This is a genomic window from Delftia sp. 60 (genome assembly GCF_002754395.1).
Taxonomy (GTDB): domain Bacteria; phylum Pseudomonadota; class Gammaproteobacteria; order Burkholderiales; family Burkholderiaceae_C; genus Comamonas; species Comamonas acidovorans.
On the sequence record NZ_PEFD01000001.1, the window covers coordinates 1073890 to 1089521 of the forward strand.

At 67.4% G+C, this 15632-nt stretch carries 15 protein-coding genes; 12 read left to right on the forward strand and 3 right to left on the reverse strand.

Annotated features, from left to right (window positions below):
* Positions 1-32 precede the first annotated feature (32 nt).
* Positions 33-926, reverse strand: a complete 894-nt coding sequence (locus tag CLV01_RS04875; protein WP_099734858.1) for a LysR family transcriptional regulator — start codon at positions 924-926, stop codon at positions 33-35.
* 141 nt (positions 927-1067) lie between these two features.
* On the opposite strand from CLV01_RS04875, the gene dkgB reads away from it, so the two are divergent.
* The gene (gene dkgB / locus CLV01_RS04880) at positions 1068-1889 is read left to right on the forward strand and encodes a 2,5-didehydrogluconate reductase DkgB (RefSeq protein ID WP_099734857.1); all 822 of its coding nucleotides are present in this window, start codon (positions 1068-1070) and stop codon (positions 1887-1889) included.
* A 158-nt stretch (positions 1890-2047) separates the two neighbouring features.
* Positions 2048-3727: a long-chain-fatty-acid--CoA ligase gene (locus CLV01_RS04885; RefSeq protein WP_099734856.1), complete on the forward strand. Its 1680-nt coding sequence runs from the start codon at positions 2048-2050 to the stop codon at positions 3725-3727.
* A gap of 68 nt (positions 3728-3795) precedes the next feature.
* On the opposite strand, the gene CLV01_RS04890 is transcribed toward CLV01_RS04885, so the two are convergent.
* Positions 3796-5241: an L-lactate permease gene (locus CLV01_RS04890; protein ID WP_099734855.1), complete on the reverse strand. Its 1446-nt coding sequence runs from the start codon at positions 5239-5241 to the stop codon at positions 3796-3798.
* A 143-nt stretch (positions 5242-5384) separates the two neighbouring features.
* On the opposite strand from CLV01_RS04890, the gene CLV01_RS04895 reads away from it, so the two are divergent.
* The 10 genes from CLV01_RS04895 (at position 5385) to CLV01_RS04940 (ending at position 14483) form a co-directional block, all read left to right on the forward strand.
* On the forward strand, positions 5385-5876 hold the full coding sequence (locus CLV01_RS04895; RefSeq protein WP_016449824.1) for an Lrp/AsnC family transcriptional regulator: 492 nt from the start codon (positions 5385-5387) through the stop codon (positions 5874-5876).
* A gap of 81 nt (positions 5877-5957) precedes the next feature.
* The gene (locus CLV01_RS04900) at positions 5958-6548 is read left to right on the forward strand and encodes a TetR/AcrR family transcriptional regulator (protein ID WP_013804518.1); all 591 of its coding nucleotides are present in this window, start codon (positions 5958-5960) and stop codon (positions 6546-6548) included.
* A gap of 136 nt (positions 6549-6684) precedes the next feature.
* Positions 6685-7569, forward strand: a complete 885-nt coding sequence (locus CLV01_RS04905; RefSeq protein ID WP_097204075.1) for an NAD(P)-dependent oxidoreductase — start codon at positions 6685-6687, stop codon at positions 7567-7569.
* Between the two features lie 22 nt (positions 7570-7591).
* Positions 7592-8788, forward strand: coding sequence for an MFS transporter (locus tag CLV01_RS04910; protein WP_099735222.1), 1197 nt, complete (start codon positions 7592-7594; stop codon positions 8786-8788).
* 200 nt (positions 8789-8988) lie between these two features.
* Positions 8989-9519, forward strand: coding sequence for a cupin domain-containing protein (locus tag CLV01_RS04915; RefSeq protein ID WP_012202881.1), 531 nt, complete (start codon positions 8989-8991; stop codon positions 9517-9519).
* A gap of 173 nt (positions 9520-9692) precedes the next feature.
* Entirely contained in the window at positions 9693-10523 is an 831-nt protein-coding gene (locus CLV01_RS04920; RefSeq protein WP_257221200.1) for an alpha/beta fold hydrolase, read from the forward strand.
* Between the two features lie 22 nt (positions 10524-10545).
* Positions 10546-11352, forward strand: coding sequence for an IclR family transcriptional regulator (locus tag CLV01_RS04925; protein WP_012202883.1), 807 nt, complete (start codon positions 10546-10548; stop codon positions 11350-11352).
* A gap of 54 nt (positions 11353-11406) precedes the next feature.
* A complete protein-coding gene (locus CLV01_RS04930; protein WP_043825460.1) occupies positions 11407-12204 on the forward strand; it encodes an aspartate dehydrogenase in 798 nt (265 codons plus the stop codon).
* Positions 12205-12315: 111 nt separating this feature from the next.
* Complete coding sequence (locus CLV01_RS04935; RefSeq protein WP_088165838.1) at positions 12316-13071, forward strand: 5'-methylthioadenosine/adenosylhomocysteine nucleosidase; 756 nt, start codon at positions 12316-12318, stop codon at positions 13069-13071.
* Between the two features lie 224 nt (positions 13072-13295).
* Entirely contained in the window at positions 13296-14483 is a 1188-nt protein-coding gene (locus tag CLV01_RS04940; RefSeq protein WP_012202886.1) for an IS481 family transposase, read from the forward strand.
* A 278-nt stretch (positions 14484-14761) separates the two neighbouring features.
* On the opposite strand, the gene CLV01_RS04945 is transcribed toward CLV01_RS04940, so the two are convergent.
* Positions 14762-15037 carry a hypothetical protein gene (locus CLV01_RS04945; protein ID WP_099735221.1) on the reverse strand — a complete coding sequence of 92 codons (276 nt, stop codon included), beginning with the start codon at positions 15035-15037 and terminating at the stop codon, positions 14762-14764.
* Positions 15038-15632 lie beyond the last annotated feature (595 nt).

Sequence of the window (15632 nt, forward strand, 5' to 3'; positions counted from 1 at the left end):
ATCAAGCCGTTCAGGCCGACGTCACACGGCCCTCAGGACTGCGCCATGCGCTGCGCGAGAAAGTCCAGGAAGGCCGTGATGCGCGCGGCCAGCGCCGTGTTGCGGTAGTAGACGGCGTGGATGGGCTGGCGCTGCTGCACGGTCTCGCGCGCCAGCACCTGCACCAGCTCGCCCTGGGCGCGATCGCGCACGGTCATGAAGTCGGCCAGGCAGACCACGCCCTGGCCGGCCAGGGCCAGCTGGCGCATGGTCTCGCCGCTGGAGGCCGTGAGCTGGGGCGCGGCATCCCAGCGGTCGCCGCCCTCGGGCGTGCGCAGCGGCCAGTGGTTCAGGCCGGGCACCTGGCTGTTGCCAATGCGCTGGTGGCGCGCCAGCGCAGCCACGCTCGCCACGGGACCATGGGCCTGCAGGTAGGCGGGGCTGGCCAGCACGCGCAGCACGCTGTGGCACAGCAGCCGCGCATGCAGCGTGGAGTCGCGCAGCTCGCCGATGCGGATGGCGATGTCGGTGCGCTGGGCCAGCAGGTCGATGTGCAGGTCATCGGTGTTCAGCTCCAGCGTGATCAGCGGATAGAGCGCGCGGAACTCGCCGACCAGCGGCACGATGGCATGCAGCATGAAGGGCGAGGCCGCGTTGACGCGCAGCAGCCCGGCCGGCGCCTGGCGCCGCGCGGCCAGTTCCTCCTCGGCCGCGTCCAGGGCCTGCAGCACCTCGCGCGCGCGGGTCAGGAAGCGCGCGCCTTCCTCGGTCAGTTCCAGGCTGCGCGTGGTGCGCCGTACCAGGGTGGTGGCCAGCTTTTTCTCCAGGCGCGACAGGCTGCGGCTGATGCCCGAGGTGGTCTGTCCCAACTGCTCGGCCGCCGCCGTGATGCTGCCGCAGTCGATCACGGCGCGAAAGGCCTGCAACTCGTCCAGGGTGGTTTTCATGGGGCGCCAGCTTGGCGCAATTGTTGCTGCAGCGTCAAATATTTTCTGCTGATACCAGGCTTTATCTGCAAGCGCTAACCCGCCAGACTGCAGTCTTCGGGGCGTGGTTCCGCGCCTTGTTTGCTTTTTTGAAAGACCTGCATGACATCGACTGCCTCTCTCGCTTCCGTGGTGCCCGCGTTCGGCCTGGGCACCTTCCGCCTCAAGGATGAGGTGGTGCGCCACTCCGTGGGCCAGGCCCTGGAGGTGGGCTACCGCGCGATCGACACCGCCCAGATCTACGGCAACGAGGCCGATGTGGGTGCCGCCATCGCCGCCAGCGCCGTGTCGCGCGATCAGCTCTTCCTCACCACCAAGATCTGGACCGAGAACCTGTCCGCCGACGCGCTGATCCCCAGCCTGGAGCGCAGCCTTGAAGCCCTGCGCACCGACCATGTGGAGCTGACGCTGATCCACTGGCCCTCGCGCAGCGTGCCGCTGGAGGACAGCCTGGGCGCGCTCATGCGTGCCAGGGAGCAGGGGCTGACGCGCCACATCGGCGTGTCCAACTTCAACATCGCGCTGCTGCAGCAATCCATTGCCGCCGTGGGCGCCACGAACATCGCCACCAACCAGATCGAACTGAGCCCCTATCTGCAAAACCGCGCCGTCACCGACTTCGCACGCCAGCAGGGCATTCACACCACCTCGTACATGACGCTGGGCTACGGCAAGCTGCTGGCCGATCCCGTGCTGGCCGACATCGCCGCCGCCCACGGCGCCACGCCCGCCCAGGTGGCGCTGGCCTGGGCCATGGCCATGGGCTATGCCGTCATTCCCTCGTCCACCCAGCGCGCCCACCTGCAGGCCAACCTGGACAGCTGCCAGCTGGTGCTGGGCGCCGAAGACATGCAGCGCATCGCCGCGCTGGAACGCGGCGACCGCCAGGTCAGCCCTGACGGCCTGGCTCCCGCCTGGGATTGAACGGGGGGCTGTGATCGGGGGCCTGCGCGGCCCGGCGGGCTTTGACCTGGAGCAACGCAATGGTGACCCTAGGGGTAGTACTAGGGTTATCACAGTATCGAACGACCGTGCTTTTTATGAGAATGCACGTTCAATCGAGAAACCAGGAGACGAGCAGCATGAGTGACCGCCCATGGCTGGGTGCCTATCCGGCAGGTGTGCCCGCCGACATCGATCCCTCCCAATACCCCTCGCTGGTGGCCCTGATGGAGGAGGCCTTCAGCCGCTACGCGGACCGCGTGGCCTATTCCTTCATGGGCAAGGAGCTGACCTACTCGCAGGTCGATGCGCAAAGCCGCGCCTTCGCCGCCTATCTGCAGAGCCTGGGCCTGGCCCGCGGCGACCGCGTGGCGCTGATGATGCCCAACATTCCCCAGTACCCCGTGGCCGTGGCCGCCGTGCTGCGCGCGGGCTTCGTCGTGGTCAACGTCAACCCGCTGTACACGGCGCGCGAGCTGGAGCACCAGCTCAAGGACTCGGGCGCCAAGGCCATCGTCATCATCGAGAACTTCGCCCACACGCTGCAGGCCTGCAAGGCCGCCACGCCCGTGCAGCACATGGTGTTGTGCACCATGGGCGACCAGCTGGGCATGCTCAAGGGCGCCATCGTCAATTACGTGGTGCGCAAGGTCAAGAAGCTGGTGCCGCCGTTCTCGCTGCCAGGGGCCGTGCGCTTCAACGACGCGCTGGCCAAGGGCATGCGCTCGCCCTTCCAGGCGCCGCAGCTGCAGGCCTCCGACATGGCCCTGCTGCAGTACACGGGCGGCACCACGGGCGTGAGCAAGGGCGCGGTGCTGCTGCACAGCAACATCATCGCCAACGTGCTGCAGTCCGAGGCCTGGAACCAGCCCGCCATGGGCAAGGTGCCGGCCGGCGAGCAGCCCACCAGCATCTGCGCGCTGCCGCTGTACCACATCTTCGCCTTCACGGTGAACATGATGCTGTCCATGCGCACGGGCGGCAAAACCATCCTGATCCCCAACCCGCGCGACCTCAAGGCCACGCTCAAGCAGCTGTCCACGCAGCGCTTTCACAGCTTCCCGGCCGTGAGCACGCTGTTCAACGGCCTGGCCAACCACCCGGACTTCAACACCGTGGACTGGTCGCACCTGAAGGTCTCGGTCGGCGGCGGCATGGCCGTGCAAAGCGCCGTGGCCCAGCTGTGGCTGCAAAAGACCGGCTGCCCCATCTGCGAGGGCTATGGCCTGTCGGAGACCAGCCCCACGGTCAGCTGCAACCCGGTCACCTCCACCGAGTTCTCGGGCACCATCGGCGTGCCCTTGCCCAGCACCTACCTCAAGCTGGTCGATGACGACGGCAACGACGTGACCGAACTGGGCGCGCGCGGCGAACTGGCCATCAAGGGCCCGCAGGTCATGGCCGCCTACTGGCAGCGCCCCGACGAAACCGCCAAGGTCTTCACCGCCGACGGATATTTCCGCACGGGCGACATCGGCACCATGGACGAGCGCGGCTACTTCAAGATCGTGGATCGCAAGAAGGACATGGTCCTGGTCAGCGGCTTCAACGTCTATCCCAACGAAGTGGAGGACGTGGTCTCCAACTGCCCCGGCGTGCTCGAATGCGCCGTGGTCGGCGTGCCCGACGAGAAGACCGGCGAGGCCGTCAAGCTGGTCATCGTGCGCAAGGACGACAGCCTCACCGAACAGGCCGTGCGCGACTTCTGCCACGACAACCTCACGGGCTACAAGCGGCCTCGCGTGATCGAGTTCCGCACCGAGCTGCCCAAGACCCCGGTGGGCAAGATCCTGCGCCGGGAGCTGCGCGACAGCAAGTAATGCGGGCGGCTTGCCGTGTTTGAAAAGAGGCGCTGCGGCGCCTCTTTTCATTGGAAAGGAACACGTCTTCAGAACACGCCCAGCCCCGCCAGGACCAGCGCCGCCAGTGCCACGGCCGCCGCATTGACGCAGGCCAGCGCAAAGCCGAAGCGCACGAGTTCTCCCTCTTCCTGGGCATTGGTCCGTGCCAGGCCCAGCACCAGCATCACGATGGACAGGGAGCCCAGTGCCGCATGCCCGGCGGCGCTGTTGTGCACGGCGGCCAGCAGCAGGCGCGAGGATTCGGGCAGCAGGGCGATGGCGGGCATGAAGATCGCGTTGCCGCCCACGTTGGAGCCCGTCATGTAGCCGGCCAGCGCACCGAAGGCCGCCACGATGGGCGCCAGGGCAGCGGGCGCCAGCTCGGCCAGCAGCTGCACCAGGCCGGACAGAAAGCCGGCCTTGACCATCATCTGGGACATGGCCAGGAAGAAGAAGATGGTCAGCAGCGGGCGCTTGGCGCGGGCGGCCAGAGCACCAGCCAGGGCAACGCCACGGCCAGCCCCGCGCGCCAGCAGCAGGGCCAGCACCAGGGTCAGCGCCACGCCCGGGGAGGCCAGAGGCTTCCAGGCCACCTGGGCGCCCTGCACGATCCAGCGCTGGTCCCACTGCGTGGCCAGGGCCAGCAGCTTGAGCAGCACGATGGCAAGGGCGAGCGCCAGATACGGCCAGGCCTGTCGCGGCCAGCCGGGTGCCGCCTGGGCCGTGCCGCGCAGCAGCAGTGCGCGCACCAGCATGCCCAGCGCCACCGCAAAGCCCGCGCCCACGCCCGCCACCTCGGGGCCCATCCAGCGGCTGATGCCATGCAGCACGCCCACGAACAGCAGGCCAAAGCCGCCCAGCAGCAGCCAGGCCCGCGCACCGCGCTCGCCGGCCAGATGCAGGGACAGGGCGCCCAGCACCAGGAACACCGGCGCGCTGGTCAGCGAGGACACAGCGGCCAGCGCGGCCGCGTCCACATGGGCCAGCGAGGCACCGATCACCGTGGCCAGGCCCAGCGTGCCCCAGGGCATGATGGCCATGCCCGCCAGCGCCATGCGCAGCGCGGCGCGCCGCTCGAACAGGCTCAGCAGCAGCGGCACGGTGGCGATCAGCGACACGCCAAAGCCCGTCATCGCCTCCAGCAGCGGCGCCAGGCCCAGCACGATGAACACCACCTGATCGGCCGGCCCCAGGCCCAGCGAGCGCACCCACTGGCTCAGCGCCTGGTTCACGCCCATGCGTTCGATGAGGATCACAAAGCCCAGGCCCGGCACGATCACGAAGGCCGTGCTCAGGAACAGCACGCCCGTGTCGCGCGTTGCGGCCAGGGCGGCGCCGGAAGCGGCGGTGCCCGTCGCCATCCAGGCATCGACCAGCCACAGCAGGGCGACCAGCGCCGCCCCGGCCATGGCCGCCTGCACAGGCGGGCGGCGCAAGACCATGAGCATGGACATCACAAGAAACACGGGAGACAGGTGGAGCAGGGTGGCCATGGGATGGGCTTTCTCGGCAGGCAGGTCCGCATGCGTTGGATGCGGAAAACGACGAAATACTATTTCGCGGCACCTTTTTTTTGGTCTCTGAATTGGGGGTGTTTGCGAGAAAATTTCTCACCCTCCAAAAGTCCTCGCTTCCCATGACCAAGCACACCGCCCACCCTGCTCACCTGGCCGACCTGGACGGCTTCGACCGCGCCATCCTGGCCATCGTCCAGCGCGACAGCACGGTGCCGCTGCGCCTGCTGGCCGAGCAGGTCAACCTGTCCACGGCCGCCGTGCAGCGCCGCCTCAAGCGCATGCAGGCCGAGGGCGTGATCACAGGCCAGGCCGCCACCGTGGACCCCACGCGCGTGGGCCGGCCCATCACCATCATCGTGGAGGTCATGACCGAGCGCACCAGCATCGACGCGCTCAACGCCATGAAGTCGCACTTCGCCGTGCCCGAGGTCCAGCAGTGCTACTACGTCACGGGCGAGGTGGACTTCGTGCTCGTGCTCACCGTGGCCACCATGCAGGAGTACGAGGCCCTGGCGCGGCGCCTGTTCGCCGAGAACCCCAACGTCAAATGGTTCAAGACCATCGTGGCACTGGACCGCGTGAAGGTCGGGCTGGAAATTCCCTGCGAGTGAAGGCTTTTTGGCGCAATCTTGACAGCCGTGAAACGGCCGCCTACATTGAGTGGAATGATCGTTCCAATTCAATGAGCCACCATGCGCACCAAGGACTTCGACCCCGATGACATCGCAGACGCCGCCATGCAGGTGTTCTGGCAGCGCGGCTACGCGGCCACCTCGGTGCAGGACCTGGTGGACGGCACGGGCCTGTCGCGCAGCAGCCTGTACGGCACCTTCGAGAACAAGCAGGGGCTGTTCCAGCATGCGCTGCGCCGCTATGAGGCCGTGACCACCTCCAACGTGGAACTGCTGTCCGGCCCGGGACGCGCCCGGGACCTGGTACGGCAGCTGCTGCTGCGCATCGTGCAGGACGAATTGAGCGATGCCGGACGCCGTGGCTGCCTGGTCGCCAATGCCGCGCTGGAGCTGGCCGGCCATGACGAGGCCGTGGCCGAGAGGGTGGCCGGCAACTTCCAGCGCCTGCAAAAGGCGCTGGAAAAGCTCATCCTGCGCGGCCAGCAGGAAGGCGACATCACCGACAGCAAAAAGCCGCGCGCCCTGGCGCGCTTCGTCCTGAACACCGTGCAGGGCCTGCGCGTGCTGGGCAAGGGCAGCAGCGCGCCGCAGCGCCGCCAGTGCCTGATGGACGTGGTCGACGTGGTCGACATGGCGCTGCAGGCGCAGTAGCCGGCCACCCGTCACCCGCCGCGCGCATGTCGTGCCGTTGCGGGTTTTTATTTTCCTTGAATTGGAATGATCGTTCCAGTAATCCGGATTTCAGTTTTCCGTGTCTGTTTCACTCTCTCATCACCCTGGAGTTCCCATGCATTCAAACCTTCAACCCACCATTGCCGTGCTCGGCACGGGCCTGATCGGTGCGCCCGTCGCGCGCAACCTGCAACGCAAGGGCTTCACCGTCCGCGCCTGGAACCGGACGGCCGCCAAGGCCCAGGCCCTTGCGGCCGACGGCGTTCAGGCCTGTGGCGATGCGGCCGACGCCGTGCGTGGCGCCCGCATCGTCGTCACCGTGCTCAAGGACGGGCCGGCCGTGCTGCAGGCAATGCAGGCTGCAGCGCCCGCATTGCAGCCGGGCACACTGTGGCTGCAACTGAGCACGGTGGGTGTGGACGCCATCGCGCCGCTGGCGCAGTTCGCCGATCGGCATGGCCTGGTGTTCTACGACTGCCCCGTTCAGGGCACGCGCCAGCCGGCCGAGCAGGGCCAACTGGTCATCCTGGCCGCAGGCCCGCTGGCGCAGCGCGGCCAGGCGCAGCCGGTGTTCGATGCCATCGGCAAACGCAGCCTGTGGATTGCGCAGCAGGCAGGCGCCGCCAGCCGGCTCAAGCTGGCGCTCAACCACTGGGCCTTCGCACTCACGCATGGCCTGGCCGAAAGCCTGGCGCTGGCCAAGGGGCTGGACATAGAACCGGCACTGGTGGTCGATGCCGTCACGGGCGGGCCCATGGACAGCGGCTTCTTCCAGGCCAAGGCCGCTGCCATGCTGTCAGGCCGCTACGACGCCAGCTTCACCGTGGCCAATGCCGTCAAGGACGCTCAACTGGTGGCCGATGCCGCCGCCGGCGCAGGCCTGCTGCTGGATGGCGCCCAGGCCGGGCTGCGCCGCTTCGAGCGCGCGCTGGCCGCCGGGCATGGCGACAAGGACATGGCGGCATCCCACCTGGCATCCCATCCAGCCTCCCATGCCTGAGATGCGCAGCGAGGAAAAGGCAATGAACCAGCCCATGGACACCTCCGGCGACACGGGCCTGCCGCTGGGCAGGCTGCTGGCCCTGGCGATGGCAGGCTTTCTGGCCATCATGACCGAGACCCTGCCGGCCGGCCTGCTGCCCCAGATCGGCACGGGACTGGCAGTGTCCGAAGCCATGGCCGGCCAGATGGTCACGCTGTACGCGTTGGGTTCGGTACTGGCCGCCATTCCCGTCGTGGCCGCCACGCGCGGCCTCAGGCGCCGGCCGCTGTTCATGGCGGCGGTGGGCGGGCTCCTGCTGCTCAACAGCCTCACCGCGCTGTCCGGCCACTACGGCCTGACCCTGGTCGCCCGCTTTGCCGCAGGCATGGCTGCGGGCGTGATCTGGGGGCTGGTGGCCGGCTATGCGCGGCGCATGGTGCCGCCGCATCTGCAGGGGCGTGCACTGGCCGTGGCGGGCGTGGGCCAGCCGTTGGCCCTGGCGGCCGGCGTGCCGCTGGGCGCCTGGCTGGGCAGCCTGTTCGACTGGCGCGGCGTGTTCTGGGCGCTGTCGGCGTTGTGCCTGCTGCTGCTGGCCTGGGTGCTGCTGGGTGTGCCGGATTACGCCGGGCAGGCGGCGCACCAACGCCTGCCCGTGGCGCGCATCCTGCTCATGCCCGGCGTGCGCCCCGTGCTGCTGGCGCTGTTCGGCTGGATGCTGGCCCACAACATGCTCTACACCTTCATCGCGCCCTTCCTGGCTTCGGCGGGTCTGGGGCAAAGGGTGGATGGGGTGCTGCTGCTGTTCGGCCTTGCGGCCATTGCCGGCATCTGGCTCACGGGCCTGCTGGTGGACCGCTGGCTGCGCGCACTCACCGTGCTGAGCCTGGCCTTGTTCGCCGTGTCTGCGTTGGTGCTGGGCCTGGCCGGGCAGTCGGCCGTGGCCGTTCTGATCGGCGTTGCGGCCTGGGGCCTGAGCTTTGGCGGCGCGCCCACGCTGCTGCAGACCGCGCTGGCCGACGCGGCAGGCGAGGGCGCCGACGTGGCCCAGTCCATGCTGGTGACCGTCTTCAACCTGGCCGTGGCGAGCGGCGGCGTGGCCGGCGGACTGCTGCTGGGCTGGCTGGGTGCCAGCGCCTTGCCCTGGGCGCTGGCGGTGTTGGCGCTGGCCTGCCTGTCCGTGGTCTGGCCAGCCAGCCATGCGGGCTTTCGGCCTGGGCGGCGCAGCATGACTGCCTGAGGCACCCGCATCGCTGTTGCACCCGCATCGCTGTTCCCTCAACAGACTGGGCAGCAAAGGGGCCACATGCCGCTGCGCATGTGGCCCTTGTTGCGTGCGATCAATCTTCCTATAATTGTTTTACCCCATGAACTGTGATTCATGGATAAAACAAATGGCGCCTTCCCCGCCATGTTCCACCGACGTTGATGGAGAGACACATGTCCGAATCCGCTCAGAACACGCCCCGCACCTGGGACCAGCCGGAAGGCTCCAGCTTCGAACAATGGATGGAATCGCGCGTGGCGCGGTTTTCCACGCGCAAGTACGACTTCGACGCGCTGAAGTTCCAGGCCGACTTCGACCCCAAGTACCGCCGTGGCCAGATGCGCTACATCGGCACGGGCGGCACGGGCGTGGCTGCGGACAGCAACACCATCCCTTCCGAGAACTTCACCTTCTCCACCATGGTCATCCCGGCCGGCAATGAAGGCCCCTCGCACCTGCACACCGATGTGGAGGAAGTCTTCTTCCTGATCCGCGGCAAGCTCAAGCTCGTGCTGGAGAAGGACGGCCAGCGCTTCGAGACCATCCTCACCGACCGCGACGTGGTCTCCGTGCCGCCCGGCGTGTACCGCGAGGAAATCAACATCGGCGACGAAGACGCGCTGATGTGCGTGATGCTGGGCGCCAAGAAGCCCATCACGCCCACCTATCCCCCAGAACACCCCCTGGCAAAAATCAAACGTTAGAAATGGAGCACCCCCTGAGGCGCTTTGCGCCTTCCCCCTTGAAAGGGGGACGACAGCCTCGCGGCGGGGCGGCCCTTGCTTGCTGTCCCTGGCTTGGATCGTGCCAGTCTCATGGCTGAAGGGCCATGCCATCGCCATGGATAACTGAAATGACCCCCTCGGTAACAGCATGCATGGAGCAGCGCCTTCAGACGCAGTTCCCCGAACACCTCATCGCCCTGCCCGGTGGCGCCCAGGTCGCCTGGCGCGAGGCCGGCGACACGGCCTCGGACTTTGCCGTGGTGATGCTGCACGGCATCAGCTCGGGCGCCGCCTCCTGGCTGGACGTGGCCCTGGCGCTGGCGCCGCGCACGCGTGTGCTGGCCTGGGACGCGCCCGGCTATGGCCGCTCCACGCCGCTGGCACCGGCCGTGCCCACGGGCGCCGACTACGCCCGCATGCTGGAGCAGTCGCTGCAGGCGCTGGGCGTGCGCCGCTGCCTGCTGGTGGGCCACTCGCTGGGCGCGCTCATGGGCACGCCCTGGGCGGTGCAGGCCGGTGCCGGGCGCGTGCAGCAACTGGTGCTGATCAGCCCCGCTGGCGGCTATGGCGCACCCGGCATGGGCGAGCAGCAGGCCAAGGTACGCCAGGGCCGTCTTGCGGCCCTGCAGGAAAAAGGCATCGAAGGCCTGGCTGCCGCCATCGACCAGCGCCTGGTCTCGCCCGCCGCGCCCGAGCCCGTGCGCCAATGGGTGCGCTGGAACACGGCGCGCCTGCATGCTGCCGGCTACGCCCAGGCCGTGGAGCTGCTGTGCGGCAGTGACCTGGGGCAGGCGGCGGGGCAACTGGCCATGCCGGTCGAGGTCTGGGTGGGCGAGCACGACGTGGTCACGCCGCCCGCTGCCTGCGCGGCCTGGGCCGCAAGGCTGGGCGCGCGGTACGTTACGCTTGCGGCAGCCGGCCATGCCTCTGTCGTCGAACAACCTGCGGATGTCGCACAGAGGCTGGCCACCCTGCTGACCTGATGGCCTACCGGCCCGAATTGCGATGAGCGACACCTCCGAAACCCTCTCGAACGACAACGACCGCTACACCGTCCCCGCGCTGGAGCGCGGCCTGCGCCTGCTGGCCTGCTTCACGCCTTCGCAGCCCGTGTGGAGCGCGCCCGACCTGGCGCGCACCCTGGCGCTGCCGCGTTCCACGGTGTTCCGGATGCTGACGACGCTGGAGAACATGGGGTATCTGCAACGCTCGGGCACCGAGTACCGGCTGGGCCTGTCCGTGCTGCGCCTGGGCTACGACTACCTGTCCACCCAGCCGCTGGCCCAGCTGGCCGAGCCCGTGCTGCAGGCGCTGTGCGAGCGCCTGGGCTTCACCACCAACCTGGCGCTGCTGGACGGCACCTCCGTGGTCTACGTGGCGCGCATCGCGCCGGCCGGCGCCTTCCAGGGCGCCGTGCGCGTGGGCTCGCGCCTGCCGGCCCATGCCACCGTGCTGGGCCGCGCCCTGCTGCAGGACATGGACGCAGACCAGCTGCGCGAACTCTTCGGCGGCAGCGAACTGCCGCAATTCTCGGAAAGCACGCCGCGCGACGTGCAGCAACTGCAGCAGCTGCTGCTGCAGGACCGCGAGCGCGGCTACGCCATGGGCGAGGGCTTCTACGAGCCCGGCGTCTCCAGCATTGCCGCGCCCGTGCGCGATGCGCAGGGCCGCATCATCGCGGGCCTGGGCATGGCCGTGGCCTTTACCGAAATCGCACCCGGGCGCATGGCGCACTGGGTGGAACAGGTGCGCGAGGCCGCCGTCGAACTGACGGGCCACCTGCGCACCCAGCATCCTGGTTTTCTGCGCTGAGGAGACGGTGCTCCCACCGGCCTTCAGCGCGTTCTTGCTCAGAAAGAAATGACGATGAATATTGCTGTGATTGGCTGCGGTGCGATTGGCGCCAGCGTGCTCGAACTGCTCAAGGGCCATGCCGCGGTGCAGGTGGGCTGGGTGCTTGTGCCCGAAGTGACGGACGCCGTGCGCGCCACCCTGGCCCGGCATGCGCCTCAGGCGCGCGCACTGCCTGCGCTGACGACTGAAGACCGGCCCGACCTCATCGTCGAATGCGCAGGCCATACCGCCATTGAAGAGCATGTGCTGCCCGCCCTGCAGCGCGGCATTCCTGCCGTCGTGGCCTCCATCGGCGCACTCAGCGCCCCCGGGATGGCCGAGGCCGTGCAGGCCGCGGCCGAGGCCGGAGGCACCCAGGTGCAATTGCTGTCGGGCGCCATCGGCGGCGTGGATGCGCTGGCCGCAGCCCGCATCGGCGGCCTGGACGAAGTGGTCTACACCGGCCGCAAGCCGCCCCTGGCCTGGACCGGCACGCCCGCAGAGCAGCGCTGCGACCTCGCCAGCCTCAAGGAAGCCTTCTGCATCTTCGAAGGCAGCGCACGCGAGGCCGCCCAGCTCTACCCCAAGAACGCCAACGTGGCCGCCACCCTGTCGCTGGCCGGCATGGGCCTGGACCGCACCACGGTGCGCCTGTACGCCGACCCGGCCGTGGACGAAAACGTGCACCATGTGGCCGCGCGCGGCGCCTTCGGTTCCATGGAATTGACCATGCGCGGCAAGCCGCTGGAGGCCAACCCTAAGACCTCGGCCCTCACCGTCTACAGCGTGGTGCGCGCCGTGCTCAACCAGGCCACGGCCATCGCCATCTGAGCCGCACCGCGCACAGGCTCGCGGCACAATGGGCGCTTTCGCCCCGCAGGCGGCCCCCGGGCCGCCTTTGCTTTTTGCCTGTGCCGTTGAAACGTTGAAAGAGAAGCCACCATGACCATCGCCATCCTCAGTGCCCTGCCGCAGGAACAGGAAGGCCTGGTCCATGCCATGTCCGACGCCCAGGGCACGGCCCACGCCGGCCGCATGTTCTGGCGCGGGCGCCTGCATGGGCACGACGTGGTCTGCGCGCTGTCGGGCATAGGCAAGGTGGCGGCGGCCACCACGGCCACGGCGCTGATCGAGCGCTTCGGCGTACGCCGCATCGCCTTCACCGGCGTGGCCGGTGGCCTGGGCGAAGGCGTGCGCGTGGGCGATGTCGTCGTGGCCGACGAATACCTGCAGCACGACCTGGACGCCTCGCCCATCTTCCCGCGCTGGGAAATGCCCGGCTACGGACGCACTCGCCTGCCCTGCGACCCCGAAATGACCGCCGCGCTGCTGGCCGCCGCCCAGGCCTGCGTGGCCGAGGCGGGCGAAGACCTGCGCGCCGCCCACGCCACCACGGCGCCGCGCGCGCACCAGGGGCTGATTGCCAGCGGGGACCAGTTCGTGGGCACGGCGGGCGCCTCTTCCGCGCTGGCGCAGGGCCTGCGTGCTGCAGGGCATGAGGTGCTGGCGGTGGAGATGGAAGGCGCTGCGGTGGCGCAGGCCTGCCTGGACTATGGCGTGCCGTTTGCTGCGATGCGGACTGTTTCCGATCGGGCGGATGACAGTGCGCATGTGGACTTTGCGGAGTTTGTGAGGGTGGTGGCTAGTCGGTATGCGTTGCGGGTGGTGGATGGGTTTTTGCGGCGGCTTGCTGTTTGATTTTTTACCCTGGCGGGGGCGTTTTTTGATCCTGCCGGGGGGGTGTTTTTCGAGGCCGGGTTTCGGCCCGGCGGCCGACCTACTTTCTTGTCTTGCTACAAGAAAGTAGGCAAAGAAAAGCACCCGGTACGACTCACACTCATAGGTGACACATCAGTACAAGGACATGGGTAACAGATCCAAGCTTGGCAGCTGGAGCCAACAGCAGCCAAGGAGCGGTCACCATGCCCTGGAAGGAGTGCGCACCCATGGACGAGAAACTGCTCTTCATAGCCGACCACCTGCGCGGTGGTGCGCCGCTGAGCGAGCTGTGCAGGCGCTACGGCATCAGCCGCAAGACGGCCTACAAGTGGGTTGAGCGTTACCGCCAACTGGGCATGGATGGATTGCAAGAACGCAGTCGCAGGCCCCACGGGAACAATCAGGCGATCAGCTATGCACAGCGCCGGGCCATCATTGAGCTGCGCACGCAGCAAAGGTCACAGATGGGGCCCAAGAAGCTGCACGCTTTGCTCCTGCAGCGCTGGGGCCCACAGGAGACACCCAGCAAAACCACCATCTACAACGTGCTGAAGGCTGAGGGGCTTGTTTGCAGCAGGCGTGTACGCAGACGCTCGGTGCCGACGGCCCAGCCCTTGCGAACGAGCAAGCAGCCCAATGGGGTGTGGAGTGCAGACTACAAAGGCCAGTTCAAGACAGCCGATGGTCACTGGTGCTATCCATTGACCATCATGGACCACGCCAGCCGCTATTTGCTGGCCGTGCATGTCTACGACAGCCCCAACTACGAGGATGCCAAACGCAGCTTCGAACAGGTGTTTCGGCAATACGGACTGCCCGAGCGCATACGCAGTGACAACGGTCCGCCGTTCGCGACTACTGGCGTGGCGGGCCTGTCACGCCTGGCGATATGGTGGATAAGGCTGGGCATCAGGCCGGAGCGCATCGAGAGGGGCAAGCCACAGCAAAACGGTCGCCACGAGCGGATGCACCGCACGCTCAAGCATGCCCTGGGCAAAGAGCCTGCGGCGGACAAAGCGGCATTGCAGATGCAGCTCGATGCCTTTGTGGAGCACTACAACCAGCAGCGCCCGCATGAGGCCTTGCAGCAAAGCATGCCGGCCCAGCATTACAGCGACTCGGCCAGGCCATACCCCTCAAAGCTACCGGAGCTGCAGTACCCGAAGCATTGGGAACGAGTTCGAGTCAGCCACAACGGCCTGATTTACTGGCGAGCGCTGCGGGTCTACATCGGCTACCTGCTGGCGGGGCAGTGGATCGGGATGCAGGAGGTGGCCGCTGGCCAGTGGGATGTGTATCTGGGGCCGGTGCGACTGGGCTGCTTCAACGAAGAGGATGTGCGAGGACCCCAGAAGGACTATGTGAGCTTGAAGTGTTACCCATGTCTGTGAGCTGAGTTGTTACCCATGTCCTTGACACGTACACCCCGAATGTCCGCGACCCCTTCGCTGCGCTGCGGGGCAACCTGCGTCGGGCCGCCTGCGGGGTTCGCCGTGAAACTCCCTTCGCGCTGCGCGCTACGTTCAGACAATCACGGCGAGTCAGATGACGAAGCAAGCCTGTCCTTCGGCAGGCTTGCAACCCCGCAGGCGGCCCGACGCAGGCGCTGACATACGGGGAGTTTGCTCGGGCCTTCGCTGCGCTCGGCCGGATGTGGCCGCACTCGTGGCTATGGGCTTTGAGTGGGGTCGCAACCTACGCTTCTGGCTTCGCCTTGCACATAGTCGGCCAGTGACTCAGCGCCGTCGCGGATGGCGCGCAGTGCGTGAGCCATGGCTTGCGGACGTCGCAAGTCTTCTGGGGCATTGAGGCTGGCCAATGCAAGTTGGGCCAGGGCCCATATTTCGTTGCAGCCTTCCTGTACCCATCCATTGGTGTCGGTGATGGTGCGAGCCAGTTGCTCGAAGCTGGCGCGTGTGGGAAGAGCGGTGCGCTGATCGTTCATGTTTTCGTACTCCTGTGCGAGACGGAAACACCCGACCTGCGTTTTCAAGCGCAGAAAGGGTGGATGGGATGTTGAAAACACGCACACAGACGTGCGGGCAGCCTTGCGGATAGCCCCATCCCATCCAAAACCGTGTGGACGTGCGGGTGCGATGCCCACTGTCCAAGTGTTCAGACGTGACGAGGCCTCACTTTCGGGGAGGCTCTGCCGCTGTGTGTTGATGGTGTTTTCAAGCACCAGCCCCGGAACAGGGGGCCACCGAAATCATAGAGGCATTCCACAACCCCGCCTCAAACCCCAGGCCGAGCGAAGCGACGGCCCGCATCCACTCCCCGCAACCGCCACGACGCAGGTCGCCCCGGAGCGAAGCGCAGGGGTCGCGGGCATTTGGGCGCGTTTCTTTGCCGACTTTCTTGCCGCGCGGCAAGAAAGTCGGTCGGCCGCCGGGCCGAAACCCGGCCTCTGCCCGCCGGCCGGGCATGCGTCCAAAGCAGACCAAGGAAGCATCAAGGACGCATCAAAAAAGCCCCCGAAAAAACACACACCCAGACACACCTCTGTCATCCATTTCCCACACGCCTCCGTGTTTTCCCCA